At 64.8% G+C, this 19,348-nt stretch carries 19 protein-coding genes; 10 read left to right on the forward strand and 9 right to left on the reverse strand.

The genetic code is table 11. The features are described from left to right. Nucleotides 1-65 precede the first annotated feature (65 nt). From EOD43_RS10175 to EOD43_RS10210, 8 genes are all read left to right on the forward strand, one after another. Nucleotides 66-962 carry an SDR family NAD(P)-dependent oxidoreductase gene (locus EOD43_RS10175; protein WP_127743441.1) on the forward strand — a complete coding sequence of 299 codons (897 nt, stop codon included), beginning with the start codon at nt 66-68 and terminating at the stop codon, nt 960-962. Between the two features lie 2 nt (nt 963-964). Beyond that, nucleotides 965-1,354, forward strand: coding sequence for a nuclear transport factor 2 family protein (locus EOD43_RS10180; RefSeq protein ID WP_164857181.1), 390 nt, complete (start codon nt 965-967; stop codon nt 1,352-1,354). A gap of 27 nt (nt 1,355-1,381) precedes the next feature. Continuing rightward, on the forward strand, nt 1,382-2,023 hold the full coding sequence (locus EOD43_RS10185) for a carboxymuconolactone decarboxylase family protein (protein WP_127743445.1): 642 nt from the start codon (nt 1,382-1,384) through the stop codon (nt 2,021-2,023). A 35-nt stretch (nt 2,024-2,058) separates the two neighbouring features. After that, a complete protein-coding gene (locus tag EOD43_RS10190; protein WP_127743447.1) occupies nt 2,059-2,970 on the forward strand; it encodes an SMP-30/gluconolactonase/LRE family protein in 912 nt (303 codons plus the stop codon). A 212-nt stretch (nt 2,971-3,182) separates the two neighbouring features. Continuing rightward, nucleotides 3,183-5,432 carry a TonB-dependent receptor gene (locus tag EOD43_RS10195; RefSeq protein ID WP_164857182.1) on the forward strand — a complete coding sequence of 750 codons (2,250 nt, stop codon included), beginning with the start codon at nt 3,183-3,185 and terminating at the stop codon, nt 5,430-5,432. 71 nt (nt 5,433-5,503) lie between these two features. After that, on the forward strand, nt 5,504-5,989 hold the full coding sequence (locus tag EOD43_RS10200; protein ID WP_127743451.1) for a nuclear transport factor 2 family protein: 486 nt from the start codon (nt 5,504-5,506) through the stop codon (nt 5,987-5,989). Beyond that, entirely contained in the window at nt 5,986-6,702 is a 717-nt protein-coding gene (locus EOD43_RS10205; protein ID WP_127743453.1) for a glutathione S-transferase N-terminal domain-containing protein, read from the forward strand. The genes EOD43_RS10200 and EOD43_RS10205 overlap by 4 nt, the downstream gene beginning before the upstream one ends. 59 nt (nt 6,703-6,761) lie before the next feature. Then, nucleotides 6,762-7,370, forward strand: coding sequence for a VOC family protein (locus tag EOD43_RS10210; protein ID WP_127743455.1), 609 nt, complete (start codon nt 6,762-6,764; stop codon nt 7,368-7,370). 76 nt (nt 7,371-7,446) lie between these two features. Here EOD43_RS10210 and EOD43_RS10215 read toward each other — a convergent pair whose 3' ends face one another. From EOD43_RS10215 to EOD43_RS10225, 3 genes are read right to left on the reverse strand one after another with little or no spacing between them, the layout of a single operon-like run. Then, nucleotides 7,447-8,163, reverse strand: a complete 717-nt coding sequence (locus EOD43_RS10215; protein ID WP_127743457.1) for an alpha/beta fold hydrolase — start codon at nt 8,161-8,163, stop codon at nt 7,447-7,449. Next, a complete protein-coding gene (locus EOD43_RS10220) occupies nt 8,150-9,277 on the reverse strand; it encodes an alpha/beta hydrolase (RefSeq protein WP_127743459.1) in 1,128 nt (375 codons plus the stop codon). Before EOD43_RS10220 ends, EOD43_RS10215 begins: the two co-directional genes overlap by 14 nt. After that, nucleotides 9,274-10,911 carry a long-chain-fatty-acid--CoA ligase gene (locus EOD43_RS10225; RefSeq protein WP_127743461.1) on the reverse strand — a complete coding sequence of 546 codons (1,638 nt, stop codon included), beginning with the start codon at nt 10,909-10,911 and terminating at the stop codon, nt 9,274-9,276. Before EOD43_RS10225 ends, EOD43_RS10220 begins: the two co-directional genes overlap by 4 nt. Before the next feature lie 101 nt (nt 10,912-11,012). Here EOD43_RS10225 and EOD43_RS10230 point away from each other — a divergent pair, with 101 nt between their 5' ends. Then, nucleotides 11,013-11,444, forward strand: coding sequence for a MarR family winged helix-turn-helix transcriptional regulator (locus tag EOD43_RS10230; protein ID WP_127743463.1), 432 nt, complete (start codon nt 11,013-11,015; stop codon nt 11,442-11,444). A gap of 5 nt (nt 11,445-11,449) precedes the next feature. Here EOD43_RS10230 and EOD43_RS10235 read toward each other — a convergent pair whose 3' ends face one another. From EOD43_RS10235 to EOD43_RS10260, 6 genes are all read right to left on the reverse strand, one after another. Then, on the reverse strand, nt 11,450-12,028 hold the full coding sequence (locus EOD43_RS10235) for an NADPH-dependent FMN reductase (protein WP_127743465.1): 579 nt from the start codon (nt 12,026-12,028) through the stop codon (nt 11,450-11,452). A gap of 24 nt (nt 12,029-12,052) precedes the next feature. Further along, complete coding sequence (locus tag EOD43_RS10240) at nt 12,053-13,351, reverse strand: spinster family MFS transporter (RefSeq protein WP_127743467.1); 1,299 nt, start codon at nt 13,349-13,351, stop codon at nt 12,053-12,055. 121 nt (nt 13,352-13,472) lie between these two features. Next, the gene (locus tag EOD43_RS10245; RefSeq protein WP_276318200.1) at nt 13,473-14,603 is read right to left on the reverse strand and encodes a CaiB/BaiF CoA transferase family protein; all 1,131 of its coding nucleotides are present in this window, start codon (nt 14,601-14,603) and stop codon (nt 13,473-13,475) included. A 135-nt stretch (nt 14,604-14,738) separates the two neighbouring features. Then, nucleotides 14,739-15,590 (reverse strand): MaoC/PaaZ C-terminal domain-containing protein, encoded by an 852-nt coding sequence (locus EOD43_RS10250; RefSeq protein WP_127743471.1) that lies wholly within the window; start codon nt 15,588-15,590, stop codon nt 14,739-14,741. Further along, the gene (locus EOD43_RS10255; protein WP_206363513.1) at nt 15,587-16,831 is read right to left on the reverse strand and encodes a thiolase family protein; all 1,245 of its coding nucleotides are present in this window, start codon (nt 16,829-16,831) and stop codon (nt 15,587-15,589) included. Before EOD43_RS10255 ends, EOD43_RS10250 begins: the two co-directional genes overlap by 4 nt. A gap of 57 nt (nt 16,832-16,888) precedes the next feature. Further along, nucleotides 16,889-17,692, reverse strand: coding sequence for an IclR family transcriptional regulator (locus tag EOD43_RS10260; RefSeq protein ID WP_127743475.1), 804 nt, complete (start codon nt 17,690-17,692; stop codon nt 16,889-16,891). Between the two features lie 126 nt (nt 17,693-17,818). Here EOD43_RS10260 and EOD43_RS10265 point away from each other — a divergent pair, with 126 nt between their 5' ends. Beyond that, entirely contained in the window at nt 17,819-19,339 is a 1,521-nt protein-coding gene (locus EOD43_RS10265; RefSeq protein WP_127743477.1) for an AMP-binding protein, read from the forward strand. Nucleotides 19,340-19,348: the final 9 nt, after the last annotated feature.

A 19,348-nucleotide genomic window follows, 5' to 3' on the forward strand; every position in this document is an offset into this window, starting at 1 on the left:
GAACGATCAAATCGCCGCGATACCAACAAACAGGCGGCGATTTTCCGGAGAGAGGATCAAGGCATATGACCGACGTTGCTGGAAAAACCGCGTTCATCACCGGCGGGGCGAGCGGGATCGGCCTGGCGGTCGCCGAAGGGCTGATCGACGCGGGCGCCCGCATCATCATCGCCGACGTGAATGCCGAGGGCGTCGAGGCGGCTGCGGCATCGCTGCGCGCGCGGGGTGGTGAGGCGATTGGTATCGCGCTCGACGTCACCGATGAAGCGGCGTGGGAGCGGGCGGGGCAAATCGCGCGCGATTTCGGCCCGGTCCGGCTGCTGATCAGCAATGCCGGCGTCGGCGGCGGCGCGGGTGCGTTCGAAACCTATGATACTGAGGTGTGGCGCTGGGGCTATGCGGTCAACGCGCACGCCCATCTCTACGCCTGCCGCACTTTCCTTGGCGAGATGAAGGCGAGCGGGGAGGAGGCGCATCTGATGCTCACATCCTCGATGGTGGCGATCGTGCCGCCGCCGATCTCGACCGCCTATATCAGTTCCAAATTCGCCACCCTCGGCATCGCCATGTCGCTGCGCAACGAACTGGGCGGCACGAAGGTCGGCATCTCGGTGCTGATGCCGGGGATGAGCTCGACCCGCATCGTCGAAACCACGCGTAACCTGCGCCCCGTGGGCCTTGAGACCGGCAAGGCCGCGACCACGTCGCAGGCGATGCAGGGCGTGCTCGCGGGCGGGATGGCACCCGGCAAGGTGGCTGCCAAGGTGATCCAGTCGATCCGCGACAACCAGTTCTGGATCTTCACCCATCCCGAATGGAAGCGGATGGCCGAGCTGGTGACGGCCGACATGCTCGCGGGCTTCGGCGCCTCGGCAGACCCCGATTATGTCGGCGACGATATCGATGGGCTGATCGCGGCCAATGGCGGCCGCATGTTCGGCGTAAAACTTCAGGAGGCATGAACATGAGCGAACTGGACGACACGCTGGCACTGGCGAAGCGCTTCTTCGATGCAGTGGAGCAGGGCGATATCGACACGGTGGTGAACAGCTTCTCGCCCGATGCCGAGATCTGGCACAACACCGACGAGATCGTCGTCACGCGCGATCAGACTGGCACGACGCTGGGCGGCATGGCGACCCGCATTCGCGATCGCGTCTATGCCGAGCGGCGCGTCACCGCCTTTCCCGGCGGCTTCGTGCAGCAACATGCGCTGACCGGCGTGCGCGTGCATGACGACGTTGCGGTGCGCCTTCCCTGCTGCATCGTGTGCAAGGTCGCGGGCGGCAAGATCACCCGGCTCGACGAATATTTCGATTCCGCGCACGTCGCCGAATTCCGCAAATACGCCTGAAAACCGCGCTCCACAAAAGGATTTCCCATGCCCGTACTACGTCAGGTGCCGCGATCCGAAGTCACGGCCGACATCGTCACCCGCTATTATAACCGCCTGTTCGGCGAGCGCGATCCGGTGGCCGAACCGGGCACCGCGACCGGCACGCCCGGCGACTGGTGGACCGTGTTCGCGCTCTCGCCCGATATCTTCCAGCACGCGGTCGACGGCTTTGCGCTCTATCGCAATCCGGAACGCCGTATCGATCCGGTGCTGCGCGAGCTGGGCCAGACCCGCGCGGGATGGGTGAAGGGCAGCCAGTTCGTCTTTTCGCAGCACTGCAAGTCGCTGCGCGGCCTTGGCGTCAGCGAGGAAAAGATCGCCTCGATCGCGCACTGGCAGGTCGCCGACTGCTATGACGACAAGGAGCGCGCGGTCCTGGCCTATGCCGACTGCCTGTCGGGGCAGAGCGGGCGCGTGCCGCTGGCGGTGTTCGACAAGCTCAAGACCTTCTGGGACGATCAGCAGATCTTCGAGTTCACCTACATCACCTGCCTTTACGACATGCACGCGGTGATCACGCGCGCGCTGCGTATGGAATATGATGCGCGCGAAGATCCGATCGTCGAGGTCGCGGCACCCGAAGGCTTCAGCGCGGCCGACTTCCTCAGCGCCCCGCGCCCGGCCTGATTGCAGCGCCTGTAACCGGAAAGGGGAGGCGAGAGGTGGACTTCGAAATCGTCGCCGAAGGCCTCCGCTTTCCGGAAGGGCCCGTCGCCTTGTCGGACGGCGGGCTGCTCGTGGTCGAAATTGCGGGCGAACGGCTGACCCGGATCATGCCCGACGGCAGCATCCGCACCGTTGCCGACTTGCCTGGCGGCCCGAACGGCGCCGCGATCGGCCCCGACGGCAAGGTCTATATCTGCAACAATGGCGGCTTCGAATGGCACGAAGCCGATGGCCTGCTGATCCCCGGCCATCGCGCGCATGATCATCGCGGCGGATCGATCCAGCGGGTGGATCTCGATAGCGGGGCGGTCGAGACGCTCTATACCCATTGCGATGGCCGGCCGCTTCAGGGGCCGAACGATCTGGCCTTCGATCGGCACGGTGGTTTCTGGTTAACCGATCACGGCACCTCCGATGCGGAGGGCCGGACCTGGGGCGCGATCCATTATGCGCAAGCGGACGGCAGCGCGATCAGCCGCGTGCGCAGCGAGGTGCTGAGCCCCAACGGCATCGGCCTCTCGCCCGCAGGCGATGTCGCCTATTATGCCGATACGCAGACCCAGCGGCTGTGGGCGCTCGATCTCGAAGGGCCGGGGCAGGCACGCGCGCCGGAGGCGCCCTGGCTGCCGGGGCGTTTGATCGCGACCTTGCCCGGCGTGCAGCTGCTCGACAGCCTGAAGGTGGAAGCGGGCGGACGCGTCTGCGTGGGCACGATGGTGCATGGCGGCGTCACGATCTTTTCGCCCGACGGCGCTACCGAACATGTGGCCTTGCCCGACATCGCGATCACCAATCTGGCCTTCGGTGGGCCCGATATGCGCGATGTCTGGTTGACGGGTTCGGCAACGGGCCGGATCTATCGTGGTCGATGGCCGCGTCCGGGCCTGCCGCTCGCCTTCGTCCGCTGAGCGCCACAAATACAATTGCATGCAAACAGCTAACTCAAAGCACTAGGCGGATTTTGACAATTTGACGCTTGGCATTTGAAATTACCCTTAATTTATAAGCGTAAAATCCGTTTAATCGGTGAATTAAAATTGTTGTTCAGAATTGGTCAACCAGATTGACATCTGCATGAATCGCGTCCACTCTGCGTGCAACTACAATAGGGAGGATGGTGATGAGTGTATTCCGTCGGTATCTTTTTGCCGGCACGGCCCTGGCTCTTGCCGGCGTTGCTGCGCCGGGCTGGGCGCAGACTGCGGACACGGCCGCGCCCGCCGCGCCGGCCGTCAATGACGATCAGGTTGCCGAAATCGTCGTAACAGCCACGAAGCGCGCCGAAAGTGCGCAGAAGGTTCCTATTTCGATGTCGGTCGTGTCGGGCGAGCAGCTCGAAGCGTTCCGCGCCACCGACGTCCGTTCTGTGATGAACGCGGTACCCAACCTGTTCGTGCAGCAGACCGCCGGCAACGACGTCATCTACATCCGCGGCTTCGGTTCGCCGCCCTCCAACTTCTCGTTCGATTCCGCGGTCAGCCTTTACATGGACGGCGTCTATGCCGGCCGTGTCCGTCAGGCGCCGATGCCCTTCTTCGACGTGGGCCGGGTCGAGGTTCTGCGTGGTCCGCAGGGTGCGCTGTTCGGTAAGAACACCGCCGCGGGCGCGATCAGCATCGTGTCGGCCGGGCCGACCGACAGCTTCCAGGCCGGCGCCACCGCGCTCTACGATTTCAAGATCGAGGGCTATGACGCCAACGCCTATATCTCGGGTCCGATCACCGAAAACCTGGGCTTCCGTGTCGCGGGTCGAATCCAGAACCAGGATGGTTATATCCGCAACGAGTTCAACGGCAAGAAAGAGCCGGAGAACAAGAACTGGATGGTGCGTACCACGCTGAAGTGGGAGCCGAGCGAAAAGTTCGATAGCACGCTCAAGTTCGAATATGTCCGCATGAACCGCACCGGCGGCCAGAACGTCTCGGGTCCGCTGACGACGCGTCCGAAGGCCGATCTGACGCGCTACAGCGTCGACAGCCCGCTGGGCCGCGAAGGCTATCGCAACCGTTCGTGGATCCTGTCGAACACCGCCAACTTCTATCTGGGCGACTATACGCTGACGAGCGTGACCGGTTATTCGCGCTACAAGGGCACGGTCATCAACGATTTCGACCAGGCGGTTCCGACCGGCGGCGTCACGGCCAATTCGGTTTACAACAGCTATCCGGAAGATTTCGACCAGTTCTCGCAGGAAATCCGCCTGCTGTCGCCCACGGGCCGCACGATCGATTTCATCGTCGGCGCTTATTATGACGACAGCACCTACCACCTCGATCAGTTCGGTGGCTTCAACATCGCGTCGCTGAACTATTTCGGCCTGCTCAACACCTTTTTCGATCAGGAAGCCAATTCGAAGTCGGTGTTCGGCCAGGCGACGTGGAACGTGTCGCCGCGCCTGCGCGTGATCGGCAGCCTGCGCTATACCAGCACCCATAAGGAAGCGACCTTTGGTGGCCGCCTTGTCTATGGTCCGTTCGCGCTGCGCCCGGTGAACACCACCGCAGCCGGCTCCTTCACCGAGAATCTGACCGATCCATCGGGCACGGTTCAGTTCGACGTGACCCAGGACATCATGGCCTATGCCGCCTTCGGGCGCGGTTCGAAATCGGGCGGTTTCGTGTCGAACACCTACGGCACCACCAACGCCGATTTCCGTTACCGTCCGGAACGGTCGCGCAACTATGAAATCGGCCTGAAGTTTGCCGCGCTCGATCGCAAGATCGTGGGCAACGTCGCGCTGTACAACACGCGCTTCAAGAACCTGCAGGTGTCGGTCTATAACCCGACGACCTCGTCCTACCTGACGGGCAATGCCGCGAGCGCGACGTCGAAGGGCGTCGAAGGCCAGCTGACCGTCCGTCCGGTGCGCGGGCTCGATATCACGGCGACCGGTGCCTATCAGGATATCAAATATAACGAATATCCGGGCGCGGCCTGCCTTGCGAGCCAGACGCTTGCCCAGTGCAACCCGGCGTCGCCGGCGAGCATCGCGGCCAACAATCTGGCCGGTTATCGCCCGTCTTATACGTCGAAGTGGACCGGATCGCTGCAGGCGCATCACCGGCTCCTGATTGGCGACTATAAGATCGACACCACCGGCGTCGCTTCGGGCCGTTCGAGCTTCTTCAACTCGGACGATCAAAGCCCGATCTACGGCGTCCAGGAAGGCTATGTGAAATACGACCTGCGCGTGGCCTTCGCGCCGCAGGACGACAAATGGCATATCGCTTTCGTCGGCAAGAACCTGACCAACGAACTGACCACGGGCAGCGTGTTCCGCCTGCCCGCGCCGATCACGGCCGCTCCGCGCTCGATCCTCTATGTCGAGCCGTCGCGCAGCCTGGCGATCGAGGCTGGCTTCAAGTTCTGAGTTAAGGTGACCTTCTCTCCACCCCTCCGGTCGGATCGGCTTGCCGGCCCGCCGGAGGGGCAGGGGAGGGGATGATGCCCGATCCCATGCTCGACGCGGAACTGGGGGCGCTTGTCATCGGCTATGGCTGCGCGCTCGATGCGCGCGACTGGGCCGGGTTTCGGGCATTGTTTCTCGACGAGATCACCCTCGATTATGGCGCAATCGGTTCGATCGTCGGCCCGATTTCGGCCGATGCCTGGGCCGATCGTTGTCGCGCGCTCGGCGGCTTCGATGCGACGCTCCACCGCGTCACCAATATCCGGTGCCGCCTGATGGGTGACGATGTCGCAATGGCCGACTCCTATGTCGATGCGCTGCATTTCGTGGCCGATGGCGGTGGCATGCTGCTGGGCCATCTGGTCGGCCGATATCATCACCGCTTCGGCCGCGACGGGGCAGGACGATGGCGGATCGCTCGGTGCGACCTCGCCGTATCCGGCTACCCCAACGGACAGGATAGTTTCGTGCGCGCCTTCGCCCTCGCGCGGGCGCGCTTTGCGGGAGAAGATCGATGATCGAACTGCATTTCGTTCCCACCCCGAACGGCAACAAGGCGAGTATCATGCTCGAAGAGGTGGGGCTGCCTTATGAGATCAAGCTCTACGATCTGACGGGCGACGAGCATCTTCAGCCGGCGTTCCGCAAGATCAATCCCAATGCGCGCCTGCCCGCGATCGTCGATCACGATCCGGCCGATGGCGGCGCGCCCTTCGCGGTGATGGAGACGGGCGCGATCCTCGAATATCTCGCCGAAAAGAGCGGCAAGCTGTTGCCCACCGACATGCGCCGACGCAGCCTCGCGCGCCAATGGCTCGCCTGGCAGATTTCGGGCTTCGGTCCCTATCATGGCCAGGCGCACCACTTCATCCGCTACGCCCCCGAAGGGCAGGATTATGGCATCAAGCGCTATCGGGCGGAGGCGGAGCGGCTCCTCTACGTCCTCAACCGGCGCCTGGGCGAGGCCGAATATCTGGCGGAGGATTATTCGATCGCCGATATTGCGACCTGGCCGTGGGTGCGCGCCACGCGCGCGATCGAAATGCCACTCGATCCTTTTCCCAACATCCAGCGCTGGTTCGCCGCGATTGCGGAGCGGCCCGCGGTGGTCCGCGGCACCTCCGTTACCAACACGGCCAACCTCTCGAGCCTGCGCCCGGTGCTGTCACCGGAGCAGTGGTCGAACCTGTTCGGCGACAAGCTGCATGCAACGGCGCGCGCCGACGGATGAGATTGACCGTCAACTAAATTGACGATATAAGAGTCGCATGCAGTGAGAGGATTGGAGCAATGACGTCCACCAACCCGATTTTCGACATTCGCGGGGTCAATCACCTGGCGCTCGTGTGCAAGGACATGGCCAAGACGGTCGAGTTCTATCGCGACATACTCGGCATGCCGCTGACCAAGACAATCGATTTCCCCGAAGGCCGCGGGCAGCACTTCTTCTTCGACATCGGCAATGGCGACTCGCTCGCCTTCTTCTGGTTTCCCGATGCGCCGGAAGCGACGCCGGGTGTCGCGGCGCCGGCTTTCCTGCCGACGCGCGGGCCGTTCAAGAGCGGGCATGGTTCGATGAACCACATCGCGTTCAACGTTCCCGCCGAAAAGTTCGACGAATATTATGAGCGGCTGCAGGAGCGGGGGGTCGAGGTGACGCAGGTCCTCAACCATGACGACTCCCCCAAGCAGAGCTCGGCCGACATGCACCCCGGCGTGTTCGTCCGCTCGGTCTATTTCTTCGATCCGGACGGCATTTGCCTGGAGTTCGCGTCGTGGACGGCCGAACTGGGCGACAAGCATGTCGCGCACGATCCGATGCGCGCGGACGGCACCAAGGCGGTCGGCCTGATCGTCAAGGAAGCGCTTGCGAAGAATGACGAGGCGGTGATCGCCTGACACAGTTCCATCGGGGCACCCTCCCCGCACTAGCCCGTCATTGCCTCGGCAATGGCGGGTTACTTTTTGGTGAGACTTAGCGTTCGACGGCGGCGAGATGGGCTTCGATCGCGCCGGCCACGATCTCCGGCTGTTCGAGCAGCAACAGGTGCCCCGCATCCGCGATCTCGCGGGCATCGCTGCCGGCTATTCCATCGGCGATGATCGCGGTTTCGCCGGCGATTACGATCCCGTCGGCATCACCACGCAGGATCAGTGTGGGCACCGTGATCGCGGCGAGGCGGGGACGGCTGTCGATCCGACCGATGATCGCGCGCTGCTGTCGTTGGAAGATATCCGGGCCGGTATCCGCGGCCATGCGCCGCGCGGCGTCGGCGATCGGGCCGCTACGCCGATCGGGCGCCATGAGCATCGGCAGGCGTTCCTCGACGATCTGCGCGAAGGCGCCGCGTTCGACCAGATCGATATAGGATTGGCGCCGCGCAAGCTGGGCAGGGCCGTCGGCGGTCGCGAGCGTCGCAAGCAGACTGAGGCTCGCGACCCGCTCCGGCGCGCGGCGCATCACCTCGAAGGCGAGGAACCCGCCCATCGCATGCGCGACCAGATGGAAAAGGGGCGGGGCGTCCGCGAGCAGCCGGGTCGCCATCGCGGCGATCGTGTCGTCCCGGCTGTTATCGGCATGGATGAAGTGGCGATCGGGATTGCGCGCTTCGAGTGGAGTCCAATACTCGCGGGTCAGCAACTGGCCCGAACACAGGACGATCGGCAGCTGCTCCGTATCAGCGCCGGGCATGGATCCAGTCGGCCATCAGGTTCGCCACCGCCTCGCGTTCTGCCACATCATCCTCGAAATAGTGCGCGCCCGGCACGAAGGCGAGTTGCTTGTCCTGCGCGCCGATGAAGCCGTGGATCGCCTTGGCATCGGCCGGGAAGACGCCGGTATCGGCGGTGCCCTGCACGACCAGCGAGGGGATATCGAACTTCTCCAGATGCGGGCGGCCGACGCATTTTGAAGTTTCGAGGCTCCACATCGACAGCCATGTCTTGCAGAAATTGGCGCGCCCGATCGACGGGGATCGGTTCGCGATCTTCGGATCGCCGCGATAGCAATTGTTCGGGGTGCGATCGGATGGATCGATCGTGGGATCGATCATGCGCAGATCGGCCCAGCACCGGAACAGCGGGAAGATCCGATCGGGAATGCCATGTTCGGCAAGCCGCGCCAGTTCGGCCTGCGCGAAGCGGGTGATGCGCTGGTTACGGGCGCGCTGGCCCGCGCGATAGCGTTCGATGAAGGCATCGTCATAAGGCGGGCCATGATCGGGATTGAACGGATCGAGGCTGGGATCGGTCGCGACCGGATCATTTTCGTCGATCACCGACGGGTCCATCCAGTCGGTCAGCACCTCAGGCCGCCCCTGATGCGCGTTGAGCGAGATGTAGAGATCGGCCTTGATCAGCTGCGCCAGCGCATCCTGCGCCGCGCCAGTCACGTCCAGCGACATCTTCGTCGCCTCACCCTGATAGGCGCCCATCAGCGATCCGCCGCCCGAATTGCCGAGGATCACGATCGTCTCAACCCCGGCCTCCTCGCGCAGCCAGCGCGTGCCTACACCGATGTCGATCAGCGCATGTTCGAGCAGGAACTGATCCTCGAACCCGCGATAGCGCGTGTTCCAGCCCAGGAAGCCGATGCCGCGGCGGGCGAAATAGGGCGCGATATAATGTTCGGTGAAGTCGACATTATAATGGGTCGCGATCACCGCGATCTTGGGCCGCTTGCCCGCTTCGGTGAAATAGAGCCCTTGGCACGGATGCCCGCCCGCCAGGATGCGCGGCGCGGTTGCTGACACCCGGCCGATCGGCAGGATGTCGAGCCCTTGGATGCTGTCTCCACGTGCGATCATCGTGTCACCTCGAACGGAAGCTGGTAGCCGGTCAGGTCGGCCCGGATGCGTTTCTTGTCGATCTTGCCGGTGGGGCCGAGCGGGATGTCGTCGACGATCAGGACGTCGTCGGGCATCCACCAGCGCGCGATCTTGCCGTCCAGAAAGGCGCGGAAAGCTTGCGGATCGGCGCCGACCGCATCGGGCTTGAGCTTGACGAGCAGAATCGGCCGCTCGTCCCATTTGGGGTGGACGACCCCGATCACCGCCGCCAGCGCGACCTGCGGATGGCCCAGCACGATATTCTCGATCTCGATCGAGGAGATCCATTCGCCACCCGATTTGACGATGTCCTTCGCCCGATCGGTGATGTGCATGTAGCCGTTGGCATCGATCGTCGAGACGTCGCCCGTATCGAAATAGCCTTCGTCGTCCAGCGGGTTGCCCCCGTCGCCGCCATAATAGCCCGATGCGATCGTCGGGCCCTTCACCTTCAGCCGGCCCGGCGTCTGCCCGTCATGCGGAAGGCGATTGCCGTCGTCGTCGGTAATCTTGAGGTCCAGCCCGGAGAGCGGTCGCCCCTGCTTCAGCTTGTAACGCATCTGATCTTCGGGGCTCATCGCCGCGACCGCGACATTGGGGATCGACACGGTGACGAGCGGGCTCGTCTCGGTCATGCCCCAACCCTGGATGACGTTGACGCCATAGCCGTCGTTGAAGGCGCGGATCAGCGATTCCGGGCAGGCAGACCCGCCGATCACCACGCGCTCGAGCTTGCCGAGGCCGGTGCCGCTTTCCTGCAAGTGGGTGAGCAGGGTCTGCCACACCGTCGGCACCGCGGTCGAATAGGTGCAGCCTTCGGCGACGATCAGTTCCTGGAGCGACTGGCCGTCGAGCTTCTGTCCCGGCAGCACCAGCTTCGCGCCGGTCGCGGGCGCCGAATAGACGATCCCCCACGCATTGGCGTGATACATCGGCACGATCAGCAGCACGCTGTCCCGCGCATTGAGCGCGAGCGCGTCGCGCTGCAGCGTCATCAGCGCGTGGATGTAGTTGGAACGGTGCGAATAGAGGACGCCCTTGGGATTGCCCGTGGTGCCCGACGTGTAGCAGAGGCCGCATGCGGTCCGCTCATCGAAGCCACCCCATTCGGCATCGTCGCTTTCGCCCGCGATCCAGTCGTCGAAGGCGATGGCGGGGCGGCGAACATCGGGCAGTTCGTCGGCAGAACAGAAGAACAGCACTTGTTCGATCGACGGCACCAGCGGCAGCAGGTCGGCGACCAGATCGGCGCAATTGGGATCGGCGATCAGCATCCTGTCGCCGCCATGATTGGCGATATAGGCGATCTGTTCGAGGAACAGGCGCGGGTTCAGCGTGTGGCAGATCGCGCCCATCGCCTGGATGCCGTACCAGGCCGAAAGGTGGCGCGCGCCGTTCCAGCCCATCGTCGCCACCCGATCGCCCAGCTTCACGCCCATGCGGCGCAGCGCGTTGGTCACGCGCTTGGCATCGCGGTGGACGTCGAGATAGGTCGATCGCGTGACCCGGCCTTGCCCGTCGCGCGACACGATTTCGCGATCGCCGTGCCAGCGCGCGGCATGATCGAGCAGCTTGTCGACCGTCAGGGGGAAATCCTGCATCAACCCCAGCATCGATCGTCTCCCGGCATGTTTGCGTAACGCAAGGTTGAAATGCGTGGGGCTTCGGCTAACCCCGTTGAAATGATCAACCGAACCGCTTCGTCCGCGCGCTGATGGACCATCTCGTCACATCCGATCTGATGCTGCGCATCTTCCAGCGTCTCGTGTGGCTCGACGACGGGCTGCAGGCCCGGCTGCACGATCGGGGCTGGCCTGATGTCAGCCGTGCCCAGTCGATGGTGATGATCAACGTCACCGCCGGCATCGTCCGCCCGGCCGAGATCGCCCGCAAGGTCGGCGTGTCGCGGCAGGCGGTCCACACCACGATCAATCAGATGATCGCGCTGGGCATGGTTCAGCTTGCGCCCGATCCCGACGATGGCCGGCATAAAGTGGTCGAGCTGACCGAAATGGGCGAGCAGATGCGGCACGATGCGCAGGCGGCGATGGGCGAGATGACGCGCGCGCTGACCGATCGGATCGGCGGAGATCGGCTTGCGGCTTTGCTCGATGCGATGCGCGCCGATTGGGGGCCGAGCTACTAGAGGCATCAGGCCGAAAGCCTGCCGGCGATGTCGATCAGCCGCGCGGCGACGGCATCGATCTGACCCGCAGTGGCGGGATTGGTGAGGTTGCCGTCGGTGTCGAACGCGGTCGTCGCGGCGCCGACGCGGATTTCCTCGGGCAGCGCGATCAGCTGGATCGCCTGGGCGATTTCGCGCAGGTGGCCGATAGCGCGGACGCCGGCAAAGGGGCCGATCGATGCACTCGCCAGCAGCACCGGCTTGCCCTTGAACGCGGCCAGCGTCAGCGGCGGCTCGCCCAGCGTCGATCGCGATGCCCAGTCGATCAGGTTCTTGATCAGCGGCGAGACCGAGCCGTTATATTCGGGCGATATCAGCACCAGCCCCTGACAGGCGGCCAGCCCGCGCTTGAGCGTTTCGGCCGCCTCGGGAAAGCCTTCGCGCTCGCGATCCGCGTGGAAGATGGGAAGGTCGATCGCGGAGCCGTCCGGCGTCCAGACGGTCGCGCCGCCTGCGGTCAGCGCCGCCGCGATCCGATCGGCAAGCAACTGGTTATACGATCCGGCGCGCGCGCTGCCGACCAACAGGCCGATGGTGATCGCCATATTATTGTCCCTCGTGCTGGAGTGTCAGGCGACGACCTCGGGGCCGATCGGCTTGGGCGTGCCCGATTGCGCGGCCAGGCGGTTGGCGAGGCGCAGATAGACGAAGATCGCGGCGGTACCCGGCACCAGCAGCAGCAACAGGCCGGTGCGCAGCCCTTCGATGCCCATCGTCGGGGTCAGCATGTCGCTGACGATGCCGACGAACAGCGGACCGAGGCCCAGACCAGCGATGTTGAACATCAGCAGCAATGTCGCGGCCACAGTGGCGCGGGCATTGCGCGGCCCCAGTTCCTGCGCGAGCGCGAGCGAGGCAGGGGTGAAGACGGTGCAGCAGGCCATCGGCACCAGCATCAGCGCGAGCGCCAGCGGCCAGCCATCGACGATCAGCGACAGACCGAAGATCGGGACAAGGACGAGCGTGGCATAGCCGGGAACGGTCGCATAGCCGCGTGCCGAACGGCGCACCGCTGCGTTGACCAGCGCGCCGCCGCCGACCATGCCGGCGCCCATCGTCACGCCGGCCGCAACGGCGAACCAGCTCGCAACCGCCGTCAGCGGCATCTGCTGCACGCGCATCAGATAGGCAGGGATCCAGTTGAGCATGCCGTAGCTCAGGAAGGCGGAGAGGCCGCTCCCGATCGCCAGCAGGCGCAGGTTAGGATCGGTGAAGAAGAAGGCGATCGTGCCCATCATCGTCGCGGGCTTCGCCTCGGCCGCTGCAGGGGAGGGGGCTTCGTCGAACTGCCCACGGCGCGGTTCGCGCACCAGCAGCCACAACAAGGGCGCGGCGATCAGGCCGACGATGCCGAGCGTGTAGAAGGCGCCGCGCCAGCCGATATGGGTTGCGGCCCAACCGCCGAATGCCGCGCCGACGAACACGCCGACCGGCCCGTTGAGCGTGAAGAGACCGATCACCAGCGGGCGTTGTTCGCGTCGGAAACTGTCGGAGAGGACCGAGATGGACGGCGCAGTGCCGCCCGCTTCGCCCATACCGACGCCGAAGCGCGCAAAGGCCATCGCTGCAAAGCTGTGGACGCTGCCGGTGAAGGCGGTGAACGCGCTCCAGATCGCGCAGGCGATCGCGATCACGCGCACCCGCTTGCCGCGATCGGCGATCACGGCGGCGGGCAGGCCGAACAAGGCGTAGAAAAGCGAGAAGGCGAGGCCGGTCAGCAGCCCGAACTCAGTGTCGCTGAAGTGCAGCTCCTGCTTGATCGGCTCGACCAGCACCGACAAGATCTGCCGATCGACGAAATTGAGCGTGCCCACCAGCGTCAGCGCGATCAGCGTGATCGTGCCCCGCTGCCTTGCCTCGTCCTGCATCAGACCTCTCCTCGATCGTCATCGGCCGGTTTTGCATGCCAAGGTTAAGGCGGGCTCGTGACGCTTCATTAATTGAATGATTAATTTGATGTTGCAAGCGTCTTCTGCGCGCTTCGGCGGGTTATTCACCCAGCCAGCGCGCAAGCACCTCCTTCGTGTCCTGCCCGATCGTGCGCGGGGCGGGGCGGCGGACGGTCGACGGGGTCCGCGAAAGCTTGGGGAAGGGGGCCTGCATCTGCGTCGGCCCCAGCTCAGGATCGTCGACCGTTATGATCGCCTCGCGCGCCGCAAAATGCGGGTCGGCGAGCATATCCTCGGCATCGAACACGCGCCCCGCAGGCACGCCATGTTCGATCATCGCGTCCTCGACCTGCTGGACGGTGTGTTGCGAGGTCCATGCCTCGACGAGCGCGTCGAGCTCCTCCTGATGCTTGCCGCGCGCGATATGGGTGGCGTAGCGGGCGTCGGTCGCCAGTTCGGGCCGCCCCATCGCCTCGCACAGCCGGCCGAACACGGTGTCCTGATTGGCGCCGATTAGATAGTCGCCATCCTTGCACTTATAGACGTTGGACGGCGCGATGCCGGGCAGCTTCGATCCCGTGCGGTTGCGCTTGTGGCCGGCCACAGCCCATTCGGGCACCAGCCCTTCCATCACCTGCAGGACCGCCTCGTACAGCGCCGAATCGACGACTTGTCCCTTGCCGGTGCGCGCCCGCGCCTGAAGTGCGGCCAGCGCCCCCATGCAGCCATAGGTCGCCGCCAGCGTATCGCCGATCGACACGCCCATCCGGCTCGGCGCCCGATCGGGTTCGCCGACGATCGCGCGCCATCCACCCATCGCCTCGCCGATCCCGCCAAAGCCTGCGCGGGTCGAATAGGGGCCGGTCTGGCCATAGCCGGAGACGCGGACGATGATCAGGCCGGGATTTTCGGCCATCAGGTTTTCGGGCGACATGCCCCATTTCTCGATCGTACCGGGGCGGAAATTCTCGATCAGGATATCCGCCTTGGCGATCAGCCGGCGGACCATCGCCTGCCCCTCGGTTGAGCGCAGATCGGCCGCGACCGAATATTTGTTGCGCGCGATCACGCGCCACCATGTCGGCGTTGATCCCTGACCCCAATGGCGCATTGGATCGCCCTGTTCGGGTGGTTCGATCTTCACGACTTCGGCGCCCATGTCGCCGAGCAGCTGTCCGCAGAACGGGCCGGCGATCAGCTGGCCCATTTCGACGACACGGATCCCTTCCAGGGCGCCTGCGGTGGCGCCGGGGGCGGCGAATGACTCGTCGGACAGTGTTCCTCTCCTGCTTGATGCTCTTTGCAGCATTCTTGCCGGTTTAGAGCGGCCAGCACAAGAGATTGAATGCAATTATCCGCGATGGCGTCAAAGCCCGGTCAGATCGAACACCCCGTCATCGACCACCTTCCGGCCGTCCAACCCCCGAACGGTAAAGGCTCCACTGTCCCAAATATCGATGATGAGGCCTTCGCCCGGATAAGCGGGAGAGGTGAATCGCATACCGATCCGGCTGAGCTTATGTGGATCGTGATTGCATATCATCGTAACGATCTGCCGCGTGGCGAAGCCGAACGTGCCCATGCCGTGCATGATCGGCCGCGCAAAGCCGCCGCGGGCTGCGACATCCGGGTCGCTGTGCAATGGGTTTAGATCGCCGTTGAGGCGGTAGAGCAGGGCGGCATTGTCGGGCAACGCGAAGGCGATCGATCGATCGGGCGCGCTTTCGGGCACACGCCGACGCGGCGGGATCGCGCCGGGCGTGGCTGCGAAGCCGCCTTCGGAGCGCAGCAATACCGTCTGGGTGAGGCGGGCGAAGCTGGTGCCGTTGCACGTCAGGATGCGCTCGTGCGGGACGAGGACGCCGCGGCCCTCGCCACGATCGATCACGTCCAAAACCTCGGTCCGCCCCTCGATCTCGCCTTCCACCGGCACCGGCCCCAGCACCTCGATCAACTGATCGAGGTGGAGCATGCGCGGCATGTCGACCTCCAGCTCGGGATGCGAGATCCAGGATCCCGGATAACCCAGCACCAGCGGCATCGATGGCGATGCCCGCAACTCGGGGTGGCTCGGATCGACGAAGGGCAGGGCGGCACGATCCATCGGATCGAGCCCGAAACCGGTGGTCAGCGCATAGAGCGCGGTATCCTTGCGCGTCAGCGTCTGGCGGATCGTCGGCACCTGCCAGTTGCGCAGCCGTTCGGCGTCGAAGCTCATGCTGCGGCGCTTTCCAGCATGGTCACGACGCAGGCGGCCTCCTCGATGCCGTGGAAACCGCCGCCATTTTCGGCCAGCGCCAGCCGGGCGCCCTCGACCTGCCGTTCGCCGGCTTCGCCGCGCAACTGGGTGACGAGTTCGACGATCTGGATCGCGCCGGTCGCGCCGATCGGATGCCCCTTCGACAAAAGGCCGCCCGACACGTTAATCGGCAGCCGCCCGCCCAGCGCGGTCGCGCCGCTTTCCGCCATCGGCCCGCCTTCGCCATAGGCGCAGAAGCCGACATTTTCGGCGTGGAGGATTTCGGCGATGGCCGATGCGTCGTGCAGTTCGGCGACATCGATCGCCTCCGGCCCGATGCCGGCGCGCTCGTAGCAGGCGGTGGCGGCGACGCGGGTCAGGTGCTGGTCATAATCTTCGGCCGCGCGGTTGCTCGAACTGCTGACGCCCATGCCGCGGATCCGCACCGCGCGGCGGCGTTCGATCTTCGCCAGCGCCGAATCCGCCGCGATGATCAGCGCGCCTGCGCCGTCGCTCATCGGGGCGCACATTGCGCGGGTCAGCGGCCAGATGATCAATTTGTCGGTCAGCACCGCATCCACCGTCATCGGGAAACGATATTGGGCGATCGGGTTCAGCACCGAATGATTGTGGTTCTTGGCCGCGACGGTCGCGATCTGGCGTTGCGTGGTACCGAAACGATCCATGTGGAAGCGCGCCTGCGCGGCGTAGATGTCCATGAAAACCGATCGTTCGGCGGCGCCCTCGCGAAACTCCTCCGGTACAGGCATGGCGGCGCCCATCGCGATCAAGCGGGTGATATGCTCGTCGGCGAGATCGCGGTCCCAGCTGCCCTTGAACGCTTCGAACATCGCGTCGCGCTTGTCGGGATAATTCATCTTCTCCGCGCCGACGACCAGCGCGATTTCGACCAGCCCGGCCTTCACGGCGGCATAGGCCTGAAACAGCCCCGAACTCGAACTCGCACAGGCATTGTCGGTGTTGAAGATGGGGATATTCTCGAACCCATAAGCGCGCAGAGATGCCTGGCCGCGCACGCCATGCTGCCCCTCCAGCGCGCCTTGTCGCGTGTTACAGAACCAGGCGGCGCCGATCGCCGATTTGTCGAGCCCGGCATCGGCAAGCGCCGCATCGACCGCCAGCGCGGTCAGTTGCTTCACGCTCTTGTCGAGATGCTTGCCAAGCGGCGTCGCGCCAATGCCGACGATATGGACGTCCATGATCTTTCCCGGAGTCGTTAACGAACCGGTTAAAGCATCATGTGAAAATCATTTTCGTCAAGTGTCGCCGAGTTGCGCCTTGATCCGCCCGGTGATCGCCAGGAGGCGCGGCGCGAGATCGTCGCGTAGGCTCGCCTCGGTGAGCATATAAGCGGGGCCGCCTAGGTTGATCGCATAGACCGTCCCGGTCGCCGGATCGGTCAGCGGGGCGGCGATGCCGTGAATGTCCTTCTGCCAATCGCCCAGGCTGATGCAGTAACCGCGAGCGGCAATGTCGCGGGCGGCCTGCTCGATCCCCGTCATGATCATCCGCCATTCGTCGCCGTAGCGCGGGCGCAAGGCGTCGAGTAGCGTGGTCCTTTCGGGTTCGGGCGCTGCGGCCAGCCAGGCGCGGCCCATCGCGCTTGTCGGGATCGGGATGCGCGATCCGGCGCGCAGGCGCAGGCCGATCAGCGCCTCGCCCTCGAACGTGTCGACATAGACCATCATTTCGCCGTCGCGCGTGCCAAGACCCACGTTGAAATGGGCATCCTGCGCCAGTGCGTCCATTTCCGGACGGGCGAGCCGGCGGACGCTCAGCCCGCGCAGGATCGTGGCGGAAAGGCCCGCGGCGCGCGGCCCGACGGTGTAGAGCCGTTCGCGCTGCAGGAACTGCAGATAGCCCAGCGAATAGAGGGTTAGTGTAAGCCGCGATACTGTCGGTGCGGGCAGGCCGGTGAGCGCCGCGATCTCGCTATTGCCGATCGGCTTGCCGGCGCGGGCGCAGGCGTCGAGCACCTCCATGCCGCGAGCGAGCGCGGTCACGAACTGGCTGTCGTCGGTCGATGGGGCGCTCTCGCCCGGATTTCGGTTTTGCCGCATCGGGGCGCAGATCCTTTCCGCACCATCCTTGCATCCGTACCACGCGGTATCAAGCTCCGCCTTATGCGAAAATCATTTTCATTATTTAACGAATCGGTTTAACCGGGCGATGAAAAGGGAGAGAGCATGATCGCGCCTGACCTGACAATCCTTACTGACGATGCGCAGCGCACGGCCGGCGAACTCGCCGATCGGGTCGCGCGCGCTGCTTCCGGCATTGCGGCCCGTGGGATCGGGGCGGGCGATTGCGTGGCTCTGCCGATGCGCAACGACATCGCATTCATCGAAGCGAGCCTCGCCTGCCGTCGTCTGGGGGCCTATTGCGTGCCGATCAACTGGCACAGCTCGCCCGAAGAGGTGCGCTACATCGTCGCGGATTGCGGGGCGACCCTGCTGATCGGCCATGCCGACCTGCTCGTTGCGGCGGGCGCCACCGGCATCGACACGATCGGCGTCGCCGTCGCGCCCGCTATCGCCAAGGCTTATCGCGTCGCGGATCCGGCGCTGCCCGCGGATGTCGAGGCGTGGGACGATTTCATCGCGGGGCAAGCGCTTTATGCCGGTCCGCCCGCGCCGCAGACCGAAGCATTGATCTACACGTCGGGCACCACCGGGCACCCCAAGGGTGTGCAACGCCGCCCGGCCACGCCCGAACAGGCGGTCGCCAACGATCATATGCGGCAGGTGGTGTTCCGGATGGGGAAGGGCGTGCGCGCCCTGGTGCCCGCGCCGCTCTATCACAACGCCCCCAATCTGGTCGCGCACCGGGCGGCGGCGCTCGGCGAGTTGCTGGTGCTGCCGGCGCGGTTCGATGCGCAGGGCCTGCTGGCCGACATCGCGCGCCATCGCATCACGCACGTTTATGCAGTCCCGGCGATGTTCAAGCGCATGCTGGCGCTGCCCGAGGAGGTTCGGGCGGCTTACGACCTGTCGTCGCTGCAGGTGATCCTGCATGCCGGCGGCCCCTGCGCGCCCGCGCTCAAGCAGGCGATGATCGACTGGCTGGGGCCGGTGATCGAGGAATATTACGGATCGACCGAGGCGGGGCCGATCACGCGGGTATCGAGCGAGGAATGGCTCGCGCGCCCCGGCACCGTCGGCCGCGCGATCGAGGGGATGGACCTGCATATCGTCACCGACGATGGTGGCGATGCCGCCCCCGGCGAGATTGGCGAGATCATGACCCGCAGCGCCCATTTCCCCGACTTCACTTATCTGAACCGCGGCGCAGAGCGCAGCGCGCTCGATCGCAACGGCCTGCTGGCGTCGGGCGATCTGGGCTATGTCGAAGACGGTTGGCTGTTCCTGTGCGATCGCAAGCGCGACATGGTCGTGTCGGGCGGGGTCAATATCTATCCGGCCGAGATCGAGGCTGCGTTGCTCGCGGTGCCGGGCGTTGCCGATTGCGCGGTCTTCGGCATTCCTGACGAGGAATATAGCGAGGCGCTGCTCGCCATCGTCCAGCCTGATCCGGGCGCTGAGCTGACAGGCGCTAGCGTGCAGCAGGCGCTGCGGGATCGGATCGCGGGCTACAAGATACCCCGGCAAATCGAGTTTCGCGAAAGCCTGCCGCGTGAAGAGACGGGCAAGATCAAGAAGCGCCTGTTGCGTGAGCCTTATTGGGCCGCGGCCGGCCGTCGTATCTGAAAGGGAAGC

Source organism: Sphingomonas crocodyli (assembly GCF_004005865.1).
In the GTDB taxonomy this organism is placed as follows: domain Bacteria; phylum Pseudomonadota; class Alphaproteobacteria; order Sphingomonadales; family Sphingomonadaceae; genus Rhizorhabdus; species Rhizorhabdus crocodyli.